Origin of the sequence: Xanthomonas sp. LMG 12459 (assembly GCF_009192905.1) — a bacterium.
GTDB classification, from domain to species: Bacteria; Pseudomonadota; Gammaproteobacteria; order Xanthomonadales; family Xanthomonadaceae; genus Xanthomonas_A; species Xanthomonas_A sontii.
Genome location: NZ_NSGT01000036.1, coordinates 90334 through 109715 on the forward strand (window position 1 = coordinate 90334; position 19382 = coordinate 109715).

Here is a 19382-nt window from a genome sequence, read left to right on the forward strand (position 1 = left end):
ATGTCCGACTGCATCATCTCCCCGTCCATCCTGTCCGCCGATTTCGCCCGCCTCGGCGAGGAAGTGGATGCCGTGCTGCGCGCCGGCGCCGACTGGATCCACTTCGACGTGATGGACAACCATTACGTGCCGAACCTCACCATCGGCCCGATGGTCTGCCAGGCGCTGCGCAAGCACGGCGTCACCGCGCCGATCGACGTGCACCTGATGGTGGAACCGGTGGACCGGCTGATCCCGGATTTCGCCGAGGCTGGCGCCAGCATCATCAGCTTCCATCCCGAGGCCAGCCGCCACGTGCACCGCAGCATCCAGCTGATCAAGTCGCACGGTTGCAAGGCCGGCCTGGTGCTCAACCCGGCCACCCCGGTGGACATACTCGACTGGGTGCTGGACGACCTGGACCTGGTGCTGGTGATGTCGGTCAACCCGGGTTTCGGCGGCCAGGCCTTCATTCCCTCGGCGCTGGACAAGCTGCGCGCGATCCGCGCCCGCATCGACGCCAGCGGCAAGCCGATCCGGCTGGAGATCGATGGCGGGGTCAAGCCGGACAACATCGCCGCGATCGCCGCCGCCGGCGCCGACACCTTCGTCGCCGGCTCGGCCATCTTCAATGCGCCGGACTACGCCGAGGTGATCACGCAGATGCGCGCCGCGGTGGCGGGGCGCTGAGATGGCGGCGCTGCACATCCGCCCGGCGGTGGCCGACGATGCGGCGCTGATCCTGCGCCTGATCCGCGACCTGGCCCGCTACGAGCGCGCCGAGGACGCGGTGCAGACCGACGAGGCCGGCCTGCGCGCCAGCCTGTTCGGCGCCGATGCCCGCGCGCAGGCGCTGATCTGCGAGGCCGACGGCCAGCCGATCGGCTACGCGGTGTACTTCTACAACTACTCCACCTGGCTCGGCCGCAACGGCCTGTACCTGGAAGACCTGTACGTGGACCCGGCGCACCGCGGCGTGGGCGCCGGCAAGGCGTTGCTGCAGCACCTGGCGCGGCAGGCGGTGGCCGAGGGCTGCGGCCGCTTCGAATGGTCGGTGCTGGACTGGAACCAGCCGGCGATCGACTTCTACGAAGCGGTCGGCGCCCGCGCGCAGGACGAGTGGACCGTGTACCGGCTGCAGGGCGAGGCGCTGGCCAAGCTCGCAGCTGGCTGAGCGGCGCCGGACGGCCAAAAGAAAAGAACCGCACCGTCGCCGGTGCGGCCCCTGGGAGAGAAATCGGAGGCTGATCCTGCCTCCATCCGTCTTCCTTGCTATGGCCTTCCATGTTCCGGACGCACGGTGACGTGCGTATGACAGCGCACGCGTCTTGGATTCACGCATCGCGCATGCCGCGCCCGTTAGCCTGGGCGCCTCACCCCGGGATGGTTCGCATGGCTGCAGCGCATTGGCGTCTGATCCTCAACGGCAAGTCGGCCGGCGACGAGGCATTGCGCGAGGCGGTCATGGCCATGCGCGCGCGCGACGTGGCGCTGCAGGTGCGGGTGACCTGGGAGCAGGGCGATGCCGAGCGCTACGTGGCCGAAGCGGTGGCCGACGGTGCTGCGTGCATCGTCGCCGCCGGCGGCGACGGCACCCTCAGCGAGGTCGCCACGGCGCTGGCGCATCGCCAGGAACCGGGCAACGCGCTGCCGGCCCTGGGGCTGGTGGCGCTGGGCACGGCCAACGATTTCGCCACCGCGACCGGTCTCCCGCTGCCGCCGCTGGAGGCACTGGAACTGATCGCCCGCACGCCGGCGCTGCCGATCGACCTGTTGCGCATCGAGGCCGAGCACGGCCCGCACTGGTGCGCCAACGTCGCCAGCGGCGGCTTCGGCACCCAGGTCACGGTGGAGACCGACGAAGGCCTGAAAAAGATGCTCGGTGGGCTGGCCTACCTGGTCACTGGCATGAGCCGGCTGGGCCGGATCGATCCGATCCGGGCCCGCTTCGAAGGGCCGGACTTTGCCTGGGAAGGCGATTTCATCGCGCTCGGCCTGGGCAACGGCCGCCAGGCCGGCGGTGGCCAGGTGCTGTGCCCGGACGCGCTGCTCGACGACGGCCTGCTCGACCTGACCCTGGTGCCGGAGCTGACCGGCGAGGTCGCCGCGACCCTGGGCACCCTGGTCACGTCCGGCAAGCAGGCCGCGCTGGAGCGGGTGGCGGTGCGCGCGCGCCTGCCGTGGCTGCGGATCGAAGCGGCGCAGCCGCTGACCCTGAATCTGGACGGCGAGCCGGAAACCTCGCGCCACTTCCGCATCGACTGCGTGCCCGGGCGCCTGCGCATGCATCTGCCGCCGGACTCGCCGCTGCTGCAGGCGCCAGAGCGCTAATCGCAGGTCGAGGGCCAGCCCGAAGGCCGGCGCCCATGTGGGAGGGACTTCAGTCCCGACGCGCTGTCCTTACCGATCTCCGCAATACCGCGCTCGGTCGCGCCGTGGCAGGACGAACACGACGGATCACGGATGGGTGCGATGCGCGCCGAACAGCGCGCCCGAAGTCATGCGCCGCCTCCTGTGGGAGGGACTTCAGTCCCGACGCAACGCCCTCGCCGACCGCCTCCGCACCGCGATCGATTGGTCGCGCCTGCAACCGTTGCCAGTCGCCGCAGTTGCGGTAAAGTAGCCGCCGTGTCCAGCCTGACGACCCCGCTTTCCTTCACTTCCGCTCGCCGTGCGTGGCGATGGTGGCCTGCAGCCGTCGTCCGCCCTGTCACCGAGTCCCGGAAGGAAAGCCGTCTTGATTACCCGCGAGCAGTTCCAGCGCTACGCCGCTGAAGGTCACACCCGCATCCCCGTCGTCCGCGAAGTGCTGTCCGACCTGGACACGCCTCTGTCGGTCTATCTCAAGCTCGCCGACGCCCCGCACACCTACCTGTTCGAATCGGTCGAAGGTGGCGAACGCTTCGGGCGTTACTCGATCATCGGCCTGCCGGTGCGCCGCGTGTACACCTTCCGCGGGCACACCCTGGAGGTGCGCGACCATGGCGAACTGATCGAGCGCCGCGAGGTCGCCGATCCCTTCGCCGAGGTCGAGGCGCTGCGCGCCCAGCATGTGGTGCCCAAGCTGGCGGGCGTGCCCGGCTTCACCGGCGGCCTGGTCGGCTGGTTCGGCTTCGAATGCATCGGTTATATCGAGCCGCGCCTGGCCGGCGCGGTGGCACGCGACGAACTGGACACGCCTGACATCCTGCTGATGCTGTCCGAGGAAGTGGCGGTCTTCGACAACCTCAAGGGCCGCCTGTACCTGATCGTGCACGCCGACCCGGCCGAAGCCGACGCCTGGGAGCGCGCGCAGGCGCGCCTGGATACGCTCACCACCACGCTGCGCCAGCCCGGCGCCGGTTACCCCGCGCCGCTGGCGCGCGACGTGCTGGACGAGAGCGACTTCGTCTCCGGTTTCACCCGCGAGGGCTTCATCGCCGCGGTGGAGAAATCCAAGGACTACATCCGCGCCGGCGACATCTTCCAGGTGGTGCTGAGCCAGCGCCTGAGCGTGCCGTTCACCGCGCGCCCGGTGGACGTGTACCGCGCGCTGCGCGCGCTGAATCCGTCGCCGTACATGTATTTCCTCGACGTCGGCGACACCCAGGTGGTCGGTTCCTCGCCGGAGATCCTGGTGCGGCTGGAGAACGGCCAGGTCACCGTGCGTCCGATCGCCGGTACCCGCCCGCGCGGCAAGACCCCGGAAGAGGACCAGGCGCTGGAGGCGGAACTGCTGGCCGATCCAAAGGAGCGCGCCGAGCACCTGATGCTGATCGACCTGGGCCGCAACGATGCCGGCCGGGTCTCGCAGGCCGGCAGCGTCGCCGTCGGCGAACGCTTCGTGATCGAGCGCTACAGCCACGTCATGCACATCGTCAGCGAAGTCACCGGCACCCTGCTGCCCGGCCTGAGCTATGCCGACGTGCTGCGCGCTACCTTCCCCGCCGGCACCGTCAGCGGCGCGCCGAAGATCCGCGCGCTGGAAGTCATCCGCGAGCTGGAGCCGATCAAGCGCAACGTCTACGCAGGCAGCATCGGCTACCTTGGCTGGCACGGCGACGCCGACACCGCCATCGCCATCCGCACCGCCGTGATCAAGCACGGCCGCCTGCACGTGCAGGCCGGCGCCGGCATCGTCTACGACTCCGACCCGCAGACCGAATGGGACGAGACGATGAACAAGGGTCGCGCGCTGTTCCGCGCGGTCGCCGAAGCGGCGAAGGGGCTGTGAGCGCCGCCGCGCCGCGGATCGGCTTCCGCAACGACTACAGCGAAGGCGCGCATCCGCGCCTGCTCGCCGTCCTGGCCACTGCCAGCGCCGAGCAGAATGCCGGCTACGGCCTGGACCGGCATAGCGCGCGCGCCGCCGAACTGATCCGCGCCGAGATCGGCTGCGCCGACGCCGACGTGCACCTGCTGGTCGGCGGCACCCAGACCAACCTCACCGCCATCGCCGCGTTCCTGCGCCCGCACCAGGCGGTGATCGCCGCGGCCTGCGGCCACATCGCCACCCACGAGACCGGCGCGATCGAGGCCACCGGCCACAAGGTGCTCACCGTGGACGCGGCCGATGGCCGGCTCACGCCGGAGCGGATCGCGCCGTTGCTGGCCGAGCACGGCAACGAGCACATGGTGCAGCCGCGGTTGGTCTACGTGTCCAACACCACCGAGGTCGGCACGATCTACCGCAAGCACGAACTGCAGGCCTTGCGCGCGTTCTGCGACGCGCATGGCCTGCTGCTGTTCCTGGACGGCGCGCGCATCGGCAGCGCGCTCACCGCCGCGGGCAACGATCTGCGCATGGCCGACGTCGCCGCGCTGACCGACGCGTTCTACATCGGCGGCACCAAGAATGGTGCCTTGCTCGGCGAGGCGCTGGTGATCCTCAACCCGGTGTTGAAAGCGGATTTCCGCTACCTGCTCAAGCAGCGCGGCGCGCTGCTGGCCAAGGGCATGGTGCTGGGCACACAGTTCGCCGCGCTGCTCGAGGACGGGCTGTTCTACGAACTGGCCGCGCACGCCAACCGCATGGCCGCGCGGCTGCGCGAGGGACTGGCTGCGGCCGGCGCGGAGTTCGCCTCGGATTCGCCGACCAACCAGCTGTTCGTGATCCTGCCCGCCGCCGCGGTCGAGACCCTGGCACAGCGCTACGACTTCGAGCGCTGGCAACTGTTGGGCGACGGCCGCTGGGTGATCCGCTTCGTGACGTCGTGGGCGACGCAGGCCGATGCGGTCGACACGTTGATCGCGGATTTCGCCGCGCTGATCCACTCCGGCACGCCGCGTGCGGCCGGCTGACATTCCGCCAAGGAGAGGAAGATGAACATTCGTACGCTTGTCGCCTGGGCCGTTGCCGCGGTGCTGGCCTTGCCGGCCGTCGCCAGCGCGCAGGTCAACAGCCTGCCGTCGCAGCCGCATCTGTTGGTGAAGGGGGAGGCGCAGCGCGAGGTGGTGCCGGATCGCTTCGGGGTCAAGATCACGCTGAGCGCAGTGGATGCCGATCCAGATGCGGCGCGTAAACGTGTGCAGGCCAATGCGGCAAACGTGCTGCTTGCATTCAAGCAACAGCACGCGCTCGCTGACAGCGTGCAGGCGACGACGCTGTCGATCGAGCCAGAGCAGCGCTATGAAGACGACAAGCAAATCTTCAGCGGGACCCGCGTGCAGCGAACCTTGTCTGCTGATTTCGGTACGCTGGACGATGTGCGTGGTTTGCTAGGCAAGCTCAGGACCAGCGAAGAACTGCAAGTGTCCGGCATCGCACCGCGCTATAGCGGCGAAGTCGCGCTGCGTGCAGAGCTCAAGCGCCAGGCTGCCGAACAGACCCGAGCGTCGGCGCAAGCGCTGGCAAACGCCTACGGCGTGCGTCTGGGCGGCCTTTACACCATTTCGGAAGTGGCGCCGGCCTTTGCCTATGGCATCCAGGCTGGCCATTGGCCATCGGAATCGCGTCGCCAAGATCTCTTCAGCGGCAACTCCCAACCTACGCCACTCCCGATGCCGCCGTCCGCCGCCGAATCCCTCGAAGCCGGCACCCTCACCCTTTCCGAAAACGTCTATGCGGTCTTCCTGATCGCGCAATGAGTCCTTCGCCATGCTGCTGATGCTGGATAACTACGACAGCTTTACCTACAACCTCGTGCAGTACCTGCAGGCGCTCGGCGCCGAGGTCAAGGTGGTGCGCAACGATGCGCTCAGCGTGGACGAGATCGAGCGCCTGGCGCCCGAGCGCATCGTCATCTCGCCGGGGCCGTGCACGCCGAACGAGGCGGGCGTGTCGCTGCAACTGATCGAGCGGCTGGGCCAGCGCACGCCGATCCTGGGCGTGTGCCTGGGTCACCAGAGCATCGGCCAGGTCTATGGCGGGCAGGTGGTGCGTGCCGGCACCATCATGCACGGCAAGACTTCGCGCATTCGCCACGAAGGCCGCGGCGTGTTCGCCGGCCTGCCGGACCGCTACGAGGCCACCCGCTACCACTCGCTGGTGGTGGAGAAGACCACGCTGCCCGACTGCCTGGAAGTGACGGCCTGGACCGAACACGACGACGGCACGGTGGAGGAGATCATGGGCCTGCGCCATCGCCAGTTCCCGGTCGAGGGCGTGCAGTTCCATCCCGAGTCCATCCTCACCGAGCATGGCCACGCCCTGCTGAAGAACTTCCTGGAGCGCTGAGCGCGCCGCGCGGGCGTCGCCCGCTTCCCGTCACTGCCGGACCCTGCCGATGCACGAGCGCACCGACGCCTTCCATTTCTACGAACCGGCCAACGGCCACGGCTTGCCGCACGATCCGTTCAACGCCATCGTCGGGCCGCGGCCGATCGGCTGGATCGGTTCGCGCGGCGCCGACGGCGTCGCCAACCTGGCGCCCTACAGCTTCTTCAACGCCTTCAACTACGTGCCGCCGATCGTCGGTTTCGCCAGCATCGGCTGGAAGGACAGCGTGCGCAACATCGAGGCCACGGGCGAGTTCACCTGGAACCTGGCCACGCGGCCGCTGGCCGAGGCGATGAACGCCAGTTCCGCCGCGGTGGCGCCGGAGGTGGACGAGTTCGCGCTGGCCGGCCTGGCCGCCGCGCCCTCGCGCCTGATCGGCGCGCCGCGGGTGGCCGCCAGCCCGGTCAGCTTCGAATGCCGGCTCAGCCAGTTGCTGCCGCTGCAGAGCGCACGCGGCGAGCCGATCCAGACCTGGCTGGTGCTGGGCGAGGTGGTCGGCGTGCACATCGCCGAGCACGCCCTGCAGGACGGCATCTACGACCCGGCCGCGGTCGCCACCCTGCTGCGCGCCGGCGGCCCGGCCGACTACTTCGAGGTGCTGGCGCAAGGGCGCCTGCGCATGTCGCGGCCGACGCAGGCGCGCTGAGCGCATCACATGCAAAACAGAAAAACAAAAAAGCGCATCCAGTACTGGAATTCATTGTCCATGCTTGTCGCCTGCATCTCATTAAGTGGTTGCGGCAATGATCGCTTGCCCGCATCTGTGACTGGTTACAATCACATGAGCGATTGGGGCATCGAGAGATTTACAGTCGACGGCGCAAGTGGACCCAACCTTTCGCCCGAGGAAGGGGGCGGGAAATTTTCATGCTGTGCGTCCATTCCAAGGCGTTGGCATCCGGGAATGAAGGTCAAGATCCAATGGACCTATGACACCACGCAAAATGGCCCGCAGCCCCCATCGCCGCAAGAAGCAATTGTTGATCTACCCCAATATCCAAGCCAAGGCGGGGATATTCAAGTGCATTTTTATCCAGATCATAAAGTCAAGGTAGTCATTTCGGAATATGGCATTGGACACCCTCTTTACCCCATGAGCGAAGAAGATAAGCGCCCCTGGGAAACCCGAAAAGATCTACTTCTTCCCCAGCTACGAGCAGCTCCTCTCCCATGACCATCACGCCCCAACAAGCCCTGCAACGCACCATCGAGCACCGCGAGATCTTCCACGACGAGATGGTGGGGCTGATGCGGCAGATCATGCGCGGGGAGGTGTCGCCGATGATGACCGCGGCCATCCTCACCGGGCTGCGGGTCAAGAAGGAAACGGTCGGCGAGATCGCCGGTGCGGCGGTGGTGATGCGCGAGTTCTCGCGCACCGTGCCGGTCGTCGACCGCACCCACATGGTCGACATCGTCGGTACCGGCGGCGACGGCTCGCACACCTTCAACATTTCCACCTGCGCGATGTTCGTGGCCGCGGCGGCCGGCGCCAAGGTCGCCAAGCACGGCAACCGCAGCGTCTCCTCCAAGTCCGGCAGCGCCGATGCGCTGGAGGCGCTGGGCGCGGCGATCGAACTGCAGCCCGAGCAGGTGGCGCAGGCATTGGCGGCGACCGGCATCGGCTTCATGTACGCCCCGGTGCACCACCCGGCGATGAAGGTGGTGGCGCCGGTGCGGCGCGAGATGGGCGTGCGCACCATCTTCAACATCCTCGGCCCGCTGACCAACCCGGCCGGCGCGCCGAACATCCTGATGGGCGTGTTCCACCCCGACCTGGTCGGCATCCAGGCGCGCGTGCTGCAGGAACTGGGCGCCGAGCGCGCGTTGGTGGTGTGGGGCCGCGACGACATGGACGAGCTCTCGCTGGGCGCCGGCACCCTGGTCGGCGAACTGCGCGACGGCCAGGTCCGCGAGTACGAAGTGCACCCGGAGGACTTCGGCATCGCCATGTCGGCCAGCCGCAACCTCAAGGTCGCCGACGCCGCCGAATCGATGGCGATGCTGCGCGCGGTGCTCGACAACGTGCCCGGCCCGGCGCTGGACATCGTCGCCTTCAACGCCGGCGCGGCGCTGTACGTGGCCGGCCTGGCCGAGGACATCGGTGCCGGCATCGCCCTGGCGCGTGCGGCCATCGCCGATGGGCGTGCGCGGGCGAAGCTGGAAGCCTACGTGGCCTGCACCCGTGGCCTGGCCGGGCTGGACTGAACCGCCTTCGCCAGCGCCCGATCCCGGTTCTCACCCCCGACACCCTGCATCGCCGATAATCCGGCCATCCCCCAGGATTCCCACCGCATGAGCAGCGACATTCTCCGCACCATCCTCGCGCGCAAGGCCGACGAGATCGCCGAGCGCAGCGCGCGCGTGCCGCTGGCCGAGTTGGTCGCCCGCGCCGAGGCCATGCCGCCCACCCGCGGCTTCGCCCGCGCGCTGCAGGCGGCGATCGCCAACGGCGACCCGGCGGTGATCGCCGAGGTCAAGAAGGCCAGCCCGTCCAAGGGCGTGATCCGCCCGGACTTCCACCCGGCCGACATCGCGGTCAGCTACGAATTCGGCGGCGCCGCCTGCCTGTCGGTGCTGACCGACGAGGATTTCTTCCAGGGCCACGACCGCTATCTGCAGCAGGCGCGCGACGCCTGCACCCTGCCGGTGCTGCGCAAGGACTTCACCATCGATCCGTACCAGGTGTACGAGGCGCGCACGCTCGGCGCCGACTGCATCCTGCTGATCGTGGCCGCGCTGGACGACCTGCAACTGGCCGAGCTGTCGTCGCTTGCCCTGCAGCTGGGCATGGACGTGCTGGTGGAAGTGCACGACATCGACGAACTGGAACGCGCGCTGCAGGTGCCGGCGCCGCTGATCGGCATCAACAACCGCAACCTGCGCACCTTCGAGGTGTCGCTGCAGACCACCCTGTCGATGCAGGGCGCGGTGCCGCGCGATCGCCTGCTGGTCACCGAAAGCGGCATCCTCGGCCCGGACGACGTGGCGCTGATGCGCGGCGCCGGCGTGCACGCGTTCCTGGTCGGCGAGGCGTTCATGCGCGCCGAGGAACCGGGCGAGGCGCTGCGCCAGCTGTTCTTCGCGGCATGAGCGGGCAGGACGCCAGCCCGTATCCGCTGCCGCGCGCCGATGCGCCGCTGGTGGTGTTCGATTTCGACCACACCCTGTACGACGGCGATTCCGGCAGTCACCTGTTCGCCTGGCTGATCAAGCGCAATCCGCTGCGCCTGGCCGCCGCGGTGCTGGCCACCCCGTTGCTGGGGCCGCTGGTGGCGATGCTGCCGACCCGGCGCACCGGCATTTCCGGCTACGTCTGGATCGCCAGCTTCGGCCTGCGCCGCGCCCGCGAGTTCAACCGCATCATCGACCAGTACGTGTTGCAGCATCAGGCGCAGATCCGCCAGCGGCTGCTGCCGCAGGCGCTGGAGGTGTTCGCCCGGCACCGCGCCGCCGGCGATCGCGTGGTGGTCGCCACCGGCGCGCCGCCGGAACTGGCGCGCGCCATCCTCGGCTTCGTCGCGCACCAGGACGTGCCGGTGGTCGGCAGCCTGATCGGCCCGCGCCTGGGCGCGGTCACCGCCACGCGCCACTGCCACAACGAGGAAAAGATGCGCATGCTGCGCGAACTGGGCTACGGCGAGATCGCCATGGCCTATTCCGACAGCATCGCCGATCTGCCGCTGCTGCAGGCTGCGGCCGCGCCGGTGGTGGTCAATCCCAAGCACGGCGCGGTGGCGGTGTTCCGCCGGCTGCTGCCGTCCGGCACGCCGATCCTCAACTGGGGCTGCCGCGACCGCGCCGGCGACGCTGGCGGTTCCCGCTAGGGCGCGCCGCGGCGGGGAAGGCCGGCGTCAGCCGCCGGCAGCCCCGCGGTAAGCGCTGTCGCTGCCCACCAGCGCATGGTGCAGCGGCGCGACCCATTGCCCGCGGTCGATGTCGTAGGCGCCGAAGCTGCCCTCGAACTCCCAATACGCCCAGGCGAAATGGCGTTTCTCGGCGGCGTTGACCACCGCCACCGTCCAGGCCAGGCGATCGGCCGGCGGCGCCTGTTCGTAGGCACCGAACTCGCCCAGCAGTACCTGCCGGTGATGCGCCTTGGCCCAGGCCGCGATGCGGTCGAACTCGCCGTAGAGCTTGGTCCGGTCGGCTGCGCTGCCCCAGCTCACGCCGGTGTGGTCGCGGATGTCCGCCGGGGCCCACGGCGCGCCCTGGTGGGTGAAGCGGAACGGGTTGTAGTAGTGCACGGTGACCAGCAGGTGCGCATCGTCGTCGGGCAGGCGCAGGCTGTCGAGCGCGGTGAAGGAATTGCTGCTGGCCGGGCCCACCACCACCGTGCGGGTCGGGTTGTCGCGGCGGATGATCTGCAGCGCATCGTGCAGCAGGTCGTTCCACACCGCGCTGGTCATCTGGCCGTTGGGCTCGTTGAGGATCTCGAACAGCACCGACGGCGGCGCATGGCGGTAGCGCGGGGCGACCTGGCTCCAGAACGCCAGCAACTTGGTACGGCACACCGCCGCGTCGGCCGCGCAGGGGTGGAAGTCGTGTTCGTCCAGGATCACGTTCAGGCCCGCGGCGGTGGCCTGGTCGACCACCGTATCCAGCGTCTTCAGCCAGGTCGGGTCGAGCCGGTTGTCCGCGTCCATGTGCGCGAATGCCTGCAGGTTGACCCGCACCGTGCGGAAGCCGCCGTCGCGGATCGTGCGGTACAGCGGCGAGCGGAAACGCGCCTTCGCCGGGTCGTTCCACAGCGGATCGTAGCCGAGGATGTTGACCCCGCGCCCGAGCCGGGCGAAGGCGTCGTCGGCCCGTGCGCGCGGCGCCGGCAGCGCCAGACACAACAAGGCCAGGAGCAATGGGATGGCACGCATGGCGGTCTCGCGGGGGCAGGGGAGTGGCGAGACGCGCGGCCATCGGCGGCGGCATCCCGGCCGCGATCATCGCGCGGCCCGCCCCGGCAAAAGCGAACGCGGCCTGACCGCAGATCGGGTCACCAGCGCAACGGCTTCAGGCGCCGCGGAGACCGCCTTTGCGAATCCCCAATCCCGACTCCCAAATCCCGGGCCTCACCCCAACCACCGATACAGCGCCCCGCCCACCTGATACAGGCTGATGCCCAGCACCAGCAGGCCCACCGCCACCAGCACCCAGCGCTCGCGCACGCGCTTGACCAGCAGCGCCGCCAGCGGCGCGGCGAGCATGCCGCCGACCAGCAGGCCGAGCACGATGTCCAGGTGTTGCACGCCCATGGTCAGCAGAAAGGTCAGCGAGATCGACAGCGTCACCAGGAACTCGGCGGCGTTGACCGTGCCGATGGTGGTGCGGGCCTGGCCGCCGTGGGCGAGCAGGGTCGAGGTCGCCACCGGGCCCCAGCCGCCACCACCGCTGGCGTCCAGCAGGCCGGCGACGAAACCCAGCAGCGGCACCCGTCGCACCTCGCGGCGCGGCAGCGCACGGCCGGCCGCGCGCAGCAGGATCAGCACCGCCAGGGCCAGCAGATACAGATAGACGAAGGGGCGGATCAGCTCGCCCGGCAACTGGGTCAGCACGTAGGCGCCGGCGACCCCGCCGACCATGCCCGGCAGCGCCAGGCGCAGGAACAGCCGCTTGTCGACGTTGCCCAGGGCCAGGTGCGACAGGCCCGAGGCGCCGGTGGTGAACACCTCGGCGCTGTGCACGCTGGCGCTGACCACCGCCGGCGGCAGGCCCAGGCTCAGCAGGACCGAGGACGAGACCAGGCCGAACGCCATGCCCAGCGCGCCGTCCACCAGCTGGGCGGCCAGGCCGACCAGCACGAACCAGTAGAAGGTCTCGCTCAGCACCATCGTGCCGGGCCTATCGACCCATGGCGGTCAGCGCGCGCCGTACAGCACCACGGTCTTGCCGCGGGCGTGCAGGATGCCGTCGACCTGCAGCTTCTTCAGCACGCGGCCGGCCATCTCGCGCGAGCAGCCGACCAGTCGCGCCAGTTCCTGCCGCGACACGCGCAACTGCATGCCCTGCGGGTGGCTCATCGCCTCCGGCTCCTGGGCCAGGTCGTGCAGGGTGCGCACGATGCGGTCGGTCACGTCCAGGAACGCCAGGCGACTGGCCTTGCGCGAGGTGTCCAGCAGGCGCTTGGACAGCTGCACGCCGATCGCGTACAGCACCCGCGGCGCATCGGACGACAGCGAGCCCAGGAACAGCTGGTGCAGGCGCTCGTAGCTGATCTCGGCCAGTTCGCAGGGCGTACGGGTGCGCAGGATCACCTCGCGCTGGTCGGACTCGATGAACAGGCCCATCTCGCCGACGAACTCGCCGCTGCCGAAATAGCCCAGCACCAACTCGCGGTCGTCATCTTCCTCGGCGATGATGCTGACCGAGCCGCTGACCACGTAGTACAGGGTGCCGGCCGGATCGCCTGGCCTGAACACGTCCGTCCGCGCCGGATAGCGGCGACGGTGGCTGTGGGCCAGGAAGCGGTCGATGGTGGCGGTGTCCAACGTCAAAGGACTTGGAGCGATGCGCACAGGTGCTGCAGTGGATGTGTTTCCGGGGCTCATGGCGGCTTCGCTACGGCGTAATTCCCGAAGCTTAACGGGACGCGTTCGCGGCGGCAAACAAGAGACGGACGCCACGTTTCGCAGCGCGGCCATTTGGCTCATAATTGATTGGCTTTCCCCCCGACCCACTTCCAGAGGATCCACGCCGTGGTCAAGCCGTTGCCTCGCCTGAGGCTGCAAGGTTTCAACAACCTCACCAAGGCGTTGAGCTTCAACATCTACGACGTCTGCTACGCGATCTCCGAAGAGGAGCGCCAGCGCTACATCGAGTACATCGACGAGCAGTACGACGCCGATCGCCTGACCCAGATCCTCACCGATGTGGCCGAGATCATCGGCGCCAACATCCTCAACATCGCGCGCCAGGACTACGATCCGCAGGGCGCCTCGGTGACGATCCTGATCTCCGAGGAGCCGGTCATCGACAAGAAGGCGGCGGGCAAGGAGATCATTTCCGACGCCGTGGTCGCGCACATGGACAAGAGCCACATCACCGTCCATACCTACCCGGAAACCCATCCGCAGCACGGTATCGCCACGTTCCGCGCCGACATCGATGTCGCCACCTGCGGCGTGATTTCGCCGCTGAAGGCCCTCAATTACCTGATCGAGAGCCTGGAATCGGACATCGTGATCATGGATTACCGCGTGCGCGGCTTCACCCGCGACGTGAAGGGCAAGAAGCACTACATCGACCACAAGATCAACTCGATCCAGAACTTCCTGGCCAAGAACGTCAAGTCGCGCTACGAGATGTTCGACGTCAACGTCTATCAGGAGAACATCTTCCACACCAAGATGCACCTGAAGGACTTCGACCTGGACCAGTACCTGTTCGAGGAAAAGGCCAAGAATCTCTCGTTCAAGGAGCGCATGCGCATCGAGGCGCTGCTCAAGCGCGAGATCGAGGAGCTGTTCCACGGGCGCAACCTGTCCGAGTAAGCGCTCCACACCGGCGGGACGGCCCGCCCGCAGCACGCGCTGCGACCCCTGCCGACGGCGGCCCGATGTGCAGACATCGGGCCGTTTTCGTTTTCATTTGTCTACGGAGAAAGACAATGCCCTGGATCTACCTGCTGCTCGCCGGTCTGTTCGAGATCGGTTTCGCCCTCGGCCTGAAGTACAGCGAAGGCTTCACCCGGTCGTGGCCGACCGTGGCCACCCTGGCCGGTGCGGGCCTGAGCCTGTGGCTGCTGACCCAGGCGCTCAAGCACATCCCGCTGGGCACCGCCTATGCGATCTGGACCGGGATCGGTGCGCTGGGCACGGCGGTGCTCGGCATCGCCCTGTTCGGCGACAGCGCCTCGCCGGCGCGGCTGGCCTGCATCGGCCTGATCGTGGTCGGGGTGATCGGCCTGAAGCTGGTCGGGCACTGAGCGCAGCCCGCGCGCGCGTGGGCCTCAGGCGGCGGCGATGCGGCGCCGGGTCAGCACCCGGCCGATCAGCAGCCGGTGCGCGACCACCGCCAGCAGGGCGGCGATCGACAGCGCGATCAGCGCGCGGGTGAACACGCTGCCGAGGTTGCCGGCGTGCTGCAGCTGGTCCAGGCGCCCGAAGCGTGCGGGATCGGCATTGGCGTAGGCGATCTCGACCGTGGCGCCGTCCAGCAGCAACGGCGCGGCCTCCGCGCCGCTGGCCTCGAAGGCGCCGCTGTGCAGGCGGCCCTTGCTCTCGAACACATAGTGGAAGCGGTAGCGCACCAGTGGCTCGGTCTGCACGCCGAAGGCGCCGTCGGCGATCACCGGGACGGTGGCGACCGAATGGTCGCGCAGGATCGCGCTGGCCTGGCGGTAGTCGCCGAGCAGGTGATGCAGCAGGGCGCCGCCGCCGATCGCGAACAGGGTCGCGAACAGCAGGCGCGACAACCAGCGGGTCCGGGGCGATGGCAGATGGGGCGAGGATGCGGGCATGACAGTCTGCAGGCGGAGCGCACGCGGGCGCGACTCGGCACGGGTACATCGGTGGTTGCGGCACATGGCGATACCGCAGCCGGAACGGCGTGCGCCGACGTGGAATCAGTCAGCGTTCGTTCACTTTAACGCGATCGGCGCGGCAATGCCAGCCGGGGTGGCATCGGCCCGACCGGCGGGCGGCTACAGCCGATAGGCGACGGCCTTCATCAGTCGCGAGGCGGCGGCCATGACCGTGGGGATCGGCGGCGGCAGGCGCCGCGCCCCGGCCTGTTCGGCATGTTCGGCGTGGCGGGCCTCGTCGGCCTTCATCACTGTCAGCACGTCGCGGCTGCGCAGGTCCGCCGGCGGCAGGGTCTGCAGGTGTTCGTCCAGGTGCGCCTCGACCTGGCGCTCGGTCTCGACCACGAAGCCCAGGTTCCAGCCGTCGCCGCGCAGCCCGGCCAGGGTGCCGATCGCGTAGCTGCCGGCGTACCACAGTGGGTTGAACAGGCTGGGGCGGCTGTCCAGCTCGCGCAGCCGCGCCGCGCACCAGGCCAGGTGGTCGGTCTCTTCCTGCGCCGCCTCCAGCAGGTGCGCACGGGTGGCCGGATCGCGCGCGACCGCGGCCTGGCCGAAATACAGGCCCTGCGCGCAGACCTCGCCGACGTGGTTGATGCGCATCAGGCCGGCGGCATGGCGGCGCTCGTCCGGCGCCAGCACCACATCGGCGGTGGCCGCGGCCGGGTAGGGGCGCTGCGCCGGCGGGTCGCCGAATACGGTCTCCAGCGCGCGCTGGGCCTCGACCAGGGCGCGATCGAGCGGGGAATGCTGGCGGCTGGCGGTCATGGGGGAAGCCCGGAAGCAGTGGGGATCCCGATTTTCGCCCCCGGCCGGCGCACTGCCAAGCGCGCCGCCTGCCCGATCTCCGCCGGTCATGGGTGGACTTGCGCCGGCCGGCCGGGCCGCGTAGAATTTCGCCTCTTGCGTTTTTGCAATTCACAACGCGTGGCAAAGTTCCGGCCGTTCGCTGCAGGAATCCGCCCGACCAACCGAGTCTGATCATGAGCACCTTCACTGCTAAGTCCGAGACCGTCCAGCGCGACTGGTATCTCGTCGACGCCGCCGGCAAAACGCTGGGCCGGCTTTCCACCGAACTGGCCCGCCGCCTGCGCGGCAAGCACAAGCCGGTCTACACCCCGCACGTCGATACCGGCGATTACCTGGTGGTGATCAACGCCGAGAAGATCGTCGTCACCGGCAACAAGCTCAAGGACAAGAAGTACCACCGCTTCACTGGCTACATCGGCAACCTGAAGACCGAGAGCCTGGAGCAGGCGCTGGAGCGCCACCCGGAGCGCGTGATCGAAATCGCGGTCAAGGGCATGCTGCCCAAGGGCCCGCTGGGCCGCGCGATGTACCGCAAGCTCAAGGTCTATTCCGGTGCGGAGCATCCGCACGCCGCTCAGCAGCCGCAGGTTCTGGATATCTAATCATGGCGATTTCGCAAAACTACGGCACTGGCCGCCGCAAGTCCTCCACCGCTCGCGTGTTCCTGCGCAAGGGCACCGGCAACATCTCCGTCAACGGCCGTCCGCTGGACGAGTTCTTCGGCCGCGAGACCGCGCGCATGATCGTGCGCCAGCCGCTGGAGCTGACCAAGAACACCGAAAGCTTCGACATCCTGGTCACAGCCACCGGCGGCGGCACCACCGGCCAGGCCGGTGCGATCCGTCTGGGCATCGCCCGTGCGCTGGTCGAGTACGACGAAACCCTGAAGACCGAGCTGCGCAAGGCCGGCTTCATGACCCGCGACGCCCGCGAAGTCGAGCGTAAGAAGGTCGGTCTGCACAAGGCCCGTCGCGCCACCCAGTTCTCCAAGCGCTGATCCATCGCGCCTGGCGTGGGCTCCCTTGGGAGCCCGCTGGGGACCAAGCAAAAGCCCGGCTTCGGCCGGGCTTTTGTCGTTCTAGGGTTGTGGTTTGTGCTGGCAAGTGCAGTGGTGGTCGTCGAGGCTCTGCCTCGTTGGATCTGCTCACGGGCTTGGGCGATCGCCGGCCTGATTGGAGGTCCGGGGTCGCTGGGAGGTTTCCTGCCTCACGCTCGAGGTCGCGCGCCCTGCTGCCGAAATGCTTCCGATGAAGTTCATAGGCTCGCGCCTGCTTCCAACGATCCGCATTCCATCTGGTGGAGTAGCCCCCTTGGAGTCCAAGGGGGCGCGCCGACAGGCGCGGGGATGTGGAAGCGGAAGGGCTGGGGCCCACATCTTGCGCAGCAAGATGTGGGGCGTAGGCGCGAAGCGCCTGCGCAAACCCCGCGCCAAACAAAAAAAGAAGGCCGATCTTTCGATCGGCCTTCTTTTTTTGTTTGGCTGCCCCGGATGGATTCGAACCACCGAATGCCTGAGTCAGAGTCAGGTGCCTTACCGCTTGGCGACGGGGCAATGTGGACTGCAAGTATCGCACGCCTTGGGCGTGCACACCATGGTGGCTATGGGTGGACTCGAACCACCGACCCCAGCATTATGAGTGCTGTGCTCTAACCGGCTGAGCTACATAGCCCTGGTGAACCGCCAATTCTTATGGAGAAGCGGGCGGCTGTCAACGGGTTTTTGCGCTGCTTGTGGCCCGGCCGCAGCCATGGCAGAGTCGGAGCCAGTAGATTTTTCAGGAGTCCGCATCGTGATCGATCCGGACGGCTATCGACCGAACGTAGGCATCGTGCTGATGCGGCCGGATGGTCAGGTGTTCTGGGCACGCCGTGTGCGCCGGGACGGCTGGCAGTTCCCGCAAGGCGGCATGAACACCGACGAGACCCCGGTGGAGGCCATGTACCGCGAGTTGCGCGAAGAAACCGGGCTGTTGCCCGAGCATGTGGAAGTGCTCGGCGCCACCCCCGGTTGGCTGCGCTATCGCCTGCCCAGCCGGGCTATCCGCCGCAACGAGCGCCAGGTCTGCATCGGCCAGAAGCAGGTCTGGTTCCTGTTGCGGATGCAGTGCGACGAGAGCCAGCTGAACCTGGAACTGACCGAGACGCCGGAGTTCGACCACTGGCGCTGGGTCGATTTCTGGTACCCGGTGCAGCACGTGGTGCTGTTCAAGCGCGGGGTCTATGCGCGGGCGCTGCGCCACCTGGCGCCGTTGGCGCAGACCATCGCCGGCGCCGGCATCCGCGCCATGCCGACCCTGGCCCAGGAGGCCTGGCTGCCGGGCAATACGGCGGGCCACGAGCGGCCGCGCAAGCGTCCACGCAAGCGCGGCGGACCTTGGGTAGCGCGGATTAATAACGATTAACGGGCGGAATTGACAACCATTCTCACTTTGGTTTGAATGGGTGCCAGGCGCAGTCCGCGCCGTCCGCCGCCAAGCCCGCCGTGTACGTCTGCATCTGCAATGGGGTCACCGATCGCCAGATCCGCGAAGCCGCCGAAGCCGGCTGCCGCAGCGTGTCCGAACTGACCATGCGCACGGGCTGCGGGGCCACCTGCGGCTCCTGTCTGGACATGGCCGGCGACCTGCTGGAGCGCGCGCTGAGCCGCGAGCTGCCCCTGCCGGTGCTCGGCGGCCTGGCCCGCGCCGCCTGAGGCCGTCGCCGCGCTGCAGCGCGGGATGATCACGATTCGCGTTCCTTCACGTCGCAGCGCGATTCGCTAGAGTCTGCGCTTTCCGGCTTACGCGAGCGATGCAATGAAGGGCGACAGCAAAGTCATCGAGTTCCTCAACAAGGTCCTCTACAACGAGCTGACCGCGATCAACCAGTACTTCCTGCACGCCAAGATGCTGAAGAACTGGGGCCTGAAGGAACTGGCCGAGCACGAGTACAAGGAATCCATCGACGAGATGAAGCACGCCGACAAGCTGGCGGACCGCATCCTGTTCCTCGAGGGGCTCCCCAACTTCCAGGCGCTGGGCAAGCTGCGCATCGGCGAGAACCCCAAGGAAATCCTCGAGTGCGACCTGGCGCTGGAACAGGACGGCACGGTCACCCTGCGCGAAGGCATCGCCTACGCCGAATCGATCCAGGACTACGTCAGCCGCCAGCTCCTGGCCGACATCCTGGAATCGGAAGAAGAGCACATCGACTGGCTGGAAACCCAGCTCGACCTGATCGACCGGATCGGCGAGCCGAACTACCTGCTGACCAAGCTCGACGACTGAATCGTCGGCGCATGAGGCCGCGGCGCTGGCCTGTGTCGGCGCCGCGCAGGATGTTGTTCGCTCTGCGCTCCGGGATGGCGCTGACATGCACGTGCAGGAGTCAACTGTCATGCAGCCG

At 68.2% G+C, this 19382-nt stretch carries 24 protein-coding genes and 2 tRNA genes; 19 read left to right on the forward strand and 7 right to left on the reverse strand.

All coding sequences use genetic code 11. The features are described from left to right. The 12 genes from rpe to CEK65_RS10035 all read left to right on the forward strand — a co-directional run bounded on the left by rpe (position 1) and on the right by CEK65_RS10035 (position 10503). Positions 1-669 (forward strand): ribulose-phosphate 3-epimerase, encoded by a 669-nt coding sequence (gene rpe, locus CEK65_RS09980; RefSeq protein WP_017910179.1) that lies wholly within the window; start codon positions 1-3, stop codon positions 667-669. 1 nt (position 670) lies between these two features. Next, positions 671-1153: a GNAT family N-acetyltransferase gene (locus CEK65_RS09985; protein WP_152181613.1), complete on the forward strand. Its 483-nt coding sequence runs from the start codon at positions 671-673 to the stop codon at positions 1151-1153. Positions 1154-1371: 218 nt separating this feature from the next. Beyond that, positions 1372-2310, forward strand: coding sequence for a lipid kinase YegS (yegS, locus tag CEK65_RS09990; protein WP_152181614.1), 939 nt, complete (start codon positions 1372-1374; stop codon positions 2308-2310). A 406-nt stretch (positions 2311-2716) separates the two neighbouring features. Continuing rightward, positions 2717-4192: an anthranilate synthase component I gene (trpE, locus tag CEK65_RS09995; RefSeq protein ID WP_026143672.1), complete on the forward strand. Its 1476-nt coding sequence runs from the start codon at positions 2717-2719 to the stop codon at positions 4190-4192. Then, entirely contained in the window at positions 4189-5259 is a 1071-nt protein-coding gene (locus CEK65_RS10000) for an aminotransferase class I/II-fold pyridoxal phosphate-dependent enzyme (protein ID WP_152181615.1), read from the forward strand. The genes trpE and CEK65_RS10000 overlap by 4 nt, the downstream gene beginning before the upstream one ends. Before the next feature lie 27 nt (positions 5260-5286). Next, positions 5287-6045 carry an SIMPL domain-containing protein gene (locus CEK65_RS10005; RefSeq protein ID WP_193314748.1) on the forward strand — a complete coding sequence of 253 codons (759 nt, stop codon included), beginning with the start codon at positions 5287-5289 and terminating at the stop codon, positions 6043-6045. 10 nt (positions 6046-6055) lie between these two features. Beyond that, a complete protein-coding gene (locus CEK65_RS10010; RefSeq protein ID WP_017913955.1) occupies positions 6056-6634 on the forward strand; it encodes an aminodeoxychorismate/anthranilate synthase component II in 579 nt (192 codons plus the stop codon). A 49-nt stretch (positions 6635-6683) separates the two neighbouring features. Next, the gene (locus CEK65_RS10015) at positions 6684-7322 is read left to right on the forward strand and encodes a flavin reductase family protein (RefSeq protein ID WP_152181617.1); all 639 of its coding nucleotides are present in this window, start codon (positions 6684-6686) and stop codon (positions 7320-7322) included. Between the two features lie 9 nt (positions 7323-7331). After that, a complete protein-coding gene (locus tag CEK65_RS10020; protein ID WP_152181618.1) occupies positions 7332-7850 on the forward strand; it encodes a DUF3304 domain-containing protein in 519 nt (172 codons plus the stop codon). Further along, positions 7847-8884 carry an anthranilate phosphoribosyltransferase gene (trpD, locus tag CEK65_RS10025; RefSeq protein WP_152181619.1) on the forward strand — a complete coding sequence of 346 codons (1038 nt, stop codon included), beginning with the start codon at positions 7847-7849 and terminating at the stop codon, positions 8882-8884. Before CEK65_RS10020 ends, trpD begins: the two co-directional genes overlap by 4 nt. Before the next feature lie 87 nt (positions 8885-8971). Next, positions 8972-9769, forward strand: coding sequence for an indole-3-glycerol phosphate synthase TrpC (gene trpC, locus CEK65_RS10030; protein WP_152181620.1), 798 nt, complete (start codon positions 8972-8974; stop codon positions 9767-9769). Next, positions 9766-10503 (forward strand): haloacid dehalogenase-like hydrolase, encoded by a 738-nt coding sequence (locus tag CEK65_RS10035; RefSeq protein WP_152181621.1) that lies wholly within the window; start codon positions 9766-9768, stop codon positions 10501-10503. The genes trpC and CEK65_RS10035 overlap by 4 nt, the downstream gene beginning before the upstream one ends. Before the next feature lie 27 nt (positions 10504-10530). On the opposite strand, the gene CEK65_RS10040 is transcribed toward CEK65_RS10035, so the two are convergent. The 3 genes from CEK65_RS10040 to crp all read right to left on the reverse strand — a co-directional run bounded on the left by CEK65_RS10040 (position 10531) and on the right by crp (position 13218). Beyond that, positions 10531-11547, reverse strand: a complete 1017-nt coding sequence (locus CEK65_RS10040) for a glycoside hydrolase family 5 protein (protein ID WP_226980538.1) — start codon at positions 11545-11547, stop codon at positions 10531-10533. A 195-nt stretch (positions 11548-11742) separates the two neighbouring features. Beyond that, positions 11743-12501 (reverse strand): sulfite exporter TauE/SafE family protein, encoded by a 759-nt coding sequence (locus tag CEK65_RS10045; RefSeq protein ID WP_017913961.1) that lies wholly within the window; start codon positions 12499-12501, stop codon positions 11743-11745. Between the two features lie 27 nt (positions 12502-12528). Beyond that, positions 12529-13218 carry a cAMP-activated global transcriptional regulator CRP gene (gene crp, locus CEK65_RS10050; RefSeq protein WP_010341415.1) on the reverse strand — a complete coding sequence of 230 codons (690 nt, stop codon included), beginning with the start codon at positions 13216-13218 and terminating at the stop codon, positions 12529-12531. A 147-nt stretch (positions 13219-13365) separates the two neighbouring features. Here crp and speD point away from each other — a divergent pair, with 147 nt between their 5' ends. Together speD and CEK65_RS10060 are read left to right on the forward strand one after the other, a co-directional pair. Then, on the forward strand, positions 13366-14160 hold the full coding sequence (gene speD, locus CEK65_RS10055) for an adenosylmethionine decarboxylase (protein ID WP_017910332.1): 795 nt from the start codon (positions 13366-13368) through the stop codon (positions 14158-14160). Between the two features lie 116 nt (positions 14161-14276). Then, the gene (locus tag CEK65_RS10060; protein WP_152181622.1) at positions 14277-14594 is read left to right on the forward strand and encodes a multidrug efflux SMR transporter; all 318 of its coding nucleotides are present in this window, start codon (positions 14277-14279) and stop codon (positions 14592-14594) included. Between the two features lie 24 nt (positions 14595-14618). Here CEK65_RS10060 and CEK65_RS10065 read toward each other — a convergent pair whose 3' ends face one another. Together CEK65_RS10065 and coq7 are read right to left on the reverse strand one after the other, a co-directional pair. Further along, positions 14619-15083, reverse strand: a complete 465-nt coding sequence (locus CEK65_RS10065) for a hypothetical protein (protein WP_017910330.1) — start codon at positions 15081-15083, stop codon at positions 14619-14621. A gap of 228 nt (positions 15084-15311) precedes the next feature. Then, a complete protein-coding gene (gene coq7 / locus CEK65_RS10070; protein ID WP_017913963.1) occupies positions 15312-15956 on the reverse strand; it encodes a 2-polyprenyl-3-methyl-6-methoxy-1,4-benzoquinone monooxygenase in 645 nt (214 codons plus the stop codon). 215 nt (positions 15957-16171) lie between these two features. Here coq7 and rplM point away from each other — a divergent pair, with 215 nt between their 5' ends. Together rplM and rpsI are read left to right on the forward strand one after the other, a co-directional pair. Continuing rightward, positions 16172-16600: a 50S ribosomal protein L13 gene (rplM, locus tag CEK65_RS10075; RefSeq protein WP_010341420.1), complete on the forward strand. Its 429-nt coding sequence runs from the start codon at positions 16172-16174 to the stop codon at positions 16598-16600. Positions 16601-16602: 2 nt separating this feature from the next. Next, positions 16603-16995: a 30S ribosomal protein S9 gene (gene rpsI / locus CEK65_RS10080; protein ID WP_010341421.1), complete on the forward strand. Its 393-nt coding sequence runs from the start codon at positions 16603-16605 to the stop codon at positions 16993-16995. A gap of 480 nt (positions 16996-17475) precedes the next feature. On the opposite strand, the gene CEK65_RS10085 is transcribed toward rpsI, so the two are convergent. Together CEK65_RS10085 and CEK65_RS10090 are read right to left on the reverse strand one after the other, a co-directional pair. Further along, positions 17476-17550: transfer RNA gene (locus CEK65_RS10085), tRNA-Gln, on the reverse strand. Positions 17551-17591: 41 nt separating this feature from the next. Beyond that, a tRNA-Met gene (locus tag CEK65_RS10090) sits at positions 17592-17668 on the reverse strand. A 120-nt stretch (positions 17669-17788) separates the two neighbouring features. Between CEK65_RS10090 and CEK65_RS10095 the strand changes: the two genes are divergently transcribed. The 3 genes from CEK65_RS10095 (at position 17789) to bfr (ending at position 19264) form a co-directional block, all read left to right on the forward strand. Next, positions 17789-18400 carry an RNA pyrophosphohydrolase gene (locus tag CEK65_RS10095; RefSeq protein ID WP_152181623.1) on the forward strand — a complete coding sequence of 204 codons (612 nt, stop codon included), beginning with the start codon at positions 17789-17791 and terminating at the stop codon, positions 18398-18400. 80 nt (positions 18401-18480) lie between these two features. Continuing rightward, on the forward strand, positions 18481-18690 hold the full coding sequence (locus CEK65_RS10100; RefSeq protein WP_017912292.1) for a (2Fe-2S)-binding protein: 210 nt from the start codon (positions 18481-18483) through the stop codon (positions 18688-18690). Between the two features lie 103 nt (positions 18691-18793). Then, positions 18794-19264: a bacterioferritin gene (gene bfr, locus CEK65_RS10105; protein WP_017910327.1), complete on the forward strand. Its 471-nt coding sequence runs from the start codon at positions 18794-18796 to the stop codon at positions 19262-19264. Positions 19265-19382: the final 118 nt, after the last annotated feature.

Bases quoted from the DNA above. Each gene is read 5' to 3' on its own strand.
- rpe (WP_017910179.1), top strand. From the start codon at position 1: ATGTCCGACTGCATCATCTCCCCGTCCATCCTGTCCGCCGATTTCGCC.
- CEK65_RS09985 (WP_152181613.1), top strand. From the start codon at position 671: ATGGCGGCGCTGCACATCCGCCCGGCGGTGGCCGACGATGCGGCGCTG.
- yegS (WP_152181614.1), top strand. From the start codon at position 1,372: ATGGCTGCAGCGCATTGGCGTCTGATCCTCAACGGCAAGTCGGCCGGC.
- CEK65_RS10010 (WP_017913955.1), top strand. From the start codon at position 6,056: ATGCTGCTGATGCTGGATAACTACGACAGCTTTACCTACAACCTCGTG.
- CEK65_RS10015 (WP_152181617.1), top strand. From the start codon at position 6,684: ATGCACGAGCGCACCGACGCCTTCCATTTCTACGAACCGGCCAACGGC.
- CEK65_RS10020 (WP_152181618.1), top strand. From the start codon at position 7,332: ATGCAAAACAGAAAAACAAAAAAGCGCATCCAGTACTGGAATTCATTG.
- trpD (WP_152181619.1), top strand. From the start codon at position 7,847: ATGACCATCACGCCCCAACAAGCCCTGCAACGCACCATCGAGCACCGC.
- trpC (WP_152181620.1), top strand. From the start codon at position 8,972: ATGAGCAGCGACATTCTCCGCACCATCCTCGCGCGCAAGGCCGACGAG.
- CEK65_RS10035 (WP_152181621.1), top strand. From the start codon at position 9,766: ATGAGCGGGCAGGACGCCAGCCCGTATCCGCTGCCGCGCGCCGATGCG.
- CEK65_RS10040 (WP_226980538.1), bottom strand. From the start codon at position 11,547: ATGCGTGCCATCCCATTGCTCCTGGCCTTGTTGTGTCTGGCGCTGCCG.
- CEK65_RS10045 (WP_017913961.1), bottom strand. From the start codon at position 12,501: ATGGTGCTGAGCGAGACCTTCTACTGGTTCGTGCTGGTCGGCCTGGCC.
- crp (WP_010341415.1), bottom strand. From the start codon at position 13,218: ATGAGCCCCGGAAACACATCCACTGCAGCACCTGTGCGCATCGCTCCA.
- CEK65_RS10060 (WP_152181622.1), top strand. From the start codon at position 14,277: ATGCCCTGGATCTACCTGCTGCTCGCCGGTCTGTTCGAGATCGGTTTC.
- coq7 (WP_017913963.1), bottom strand. From the start codon at position 15,956: ATGACCGCCAGCCGCCAGCATTCCCCGCTCGATCGCGCCCTGGTCGAG.
- rplM (WP_010341420.1), top strand. From the start codon at position 16,172: ATGAGCACCTTCACTGCTAAGTCCGAGACCGTCCAGCGCGACTGGTAT.
- rpsI (WP_010341421.1), top strand. From the start codon at position 16,603: ATGGCGATTTCGCAAAACTACGGCACTGGCCGCCGCAAGTCCTCCACC.
- bfr (WP_017910327.1), top strand. From the start codon at position 18,794: ATGAAGGGCGACAGCAAAGTCATCGAGTTCCTCAACAAGGTCCTCTAC.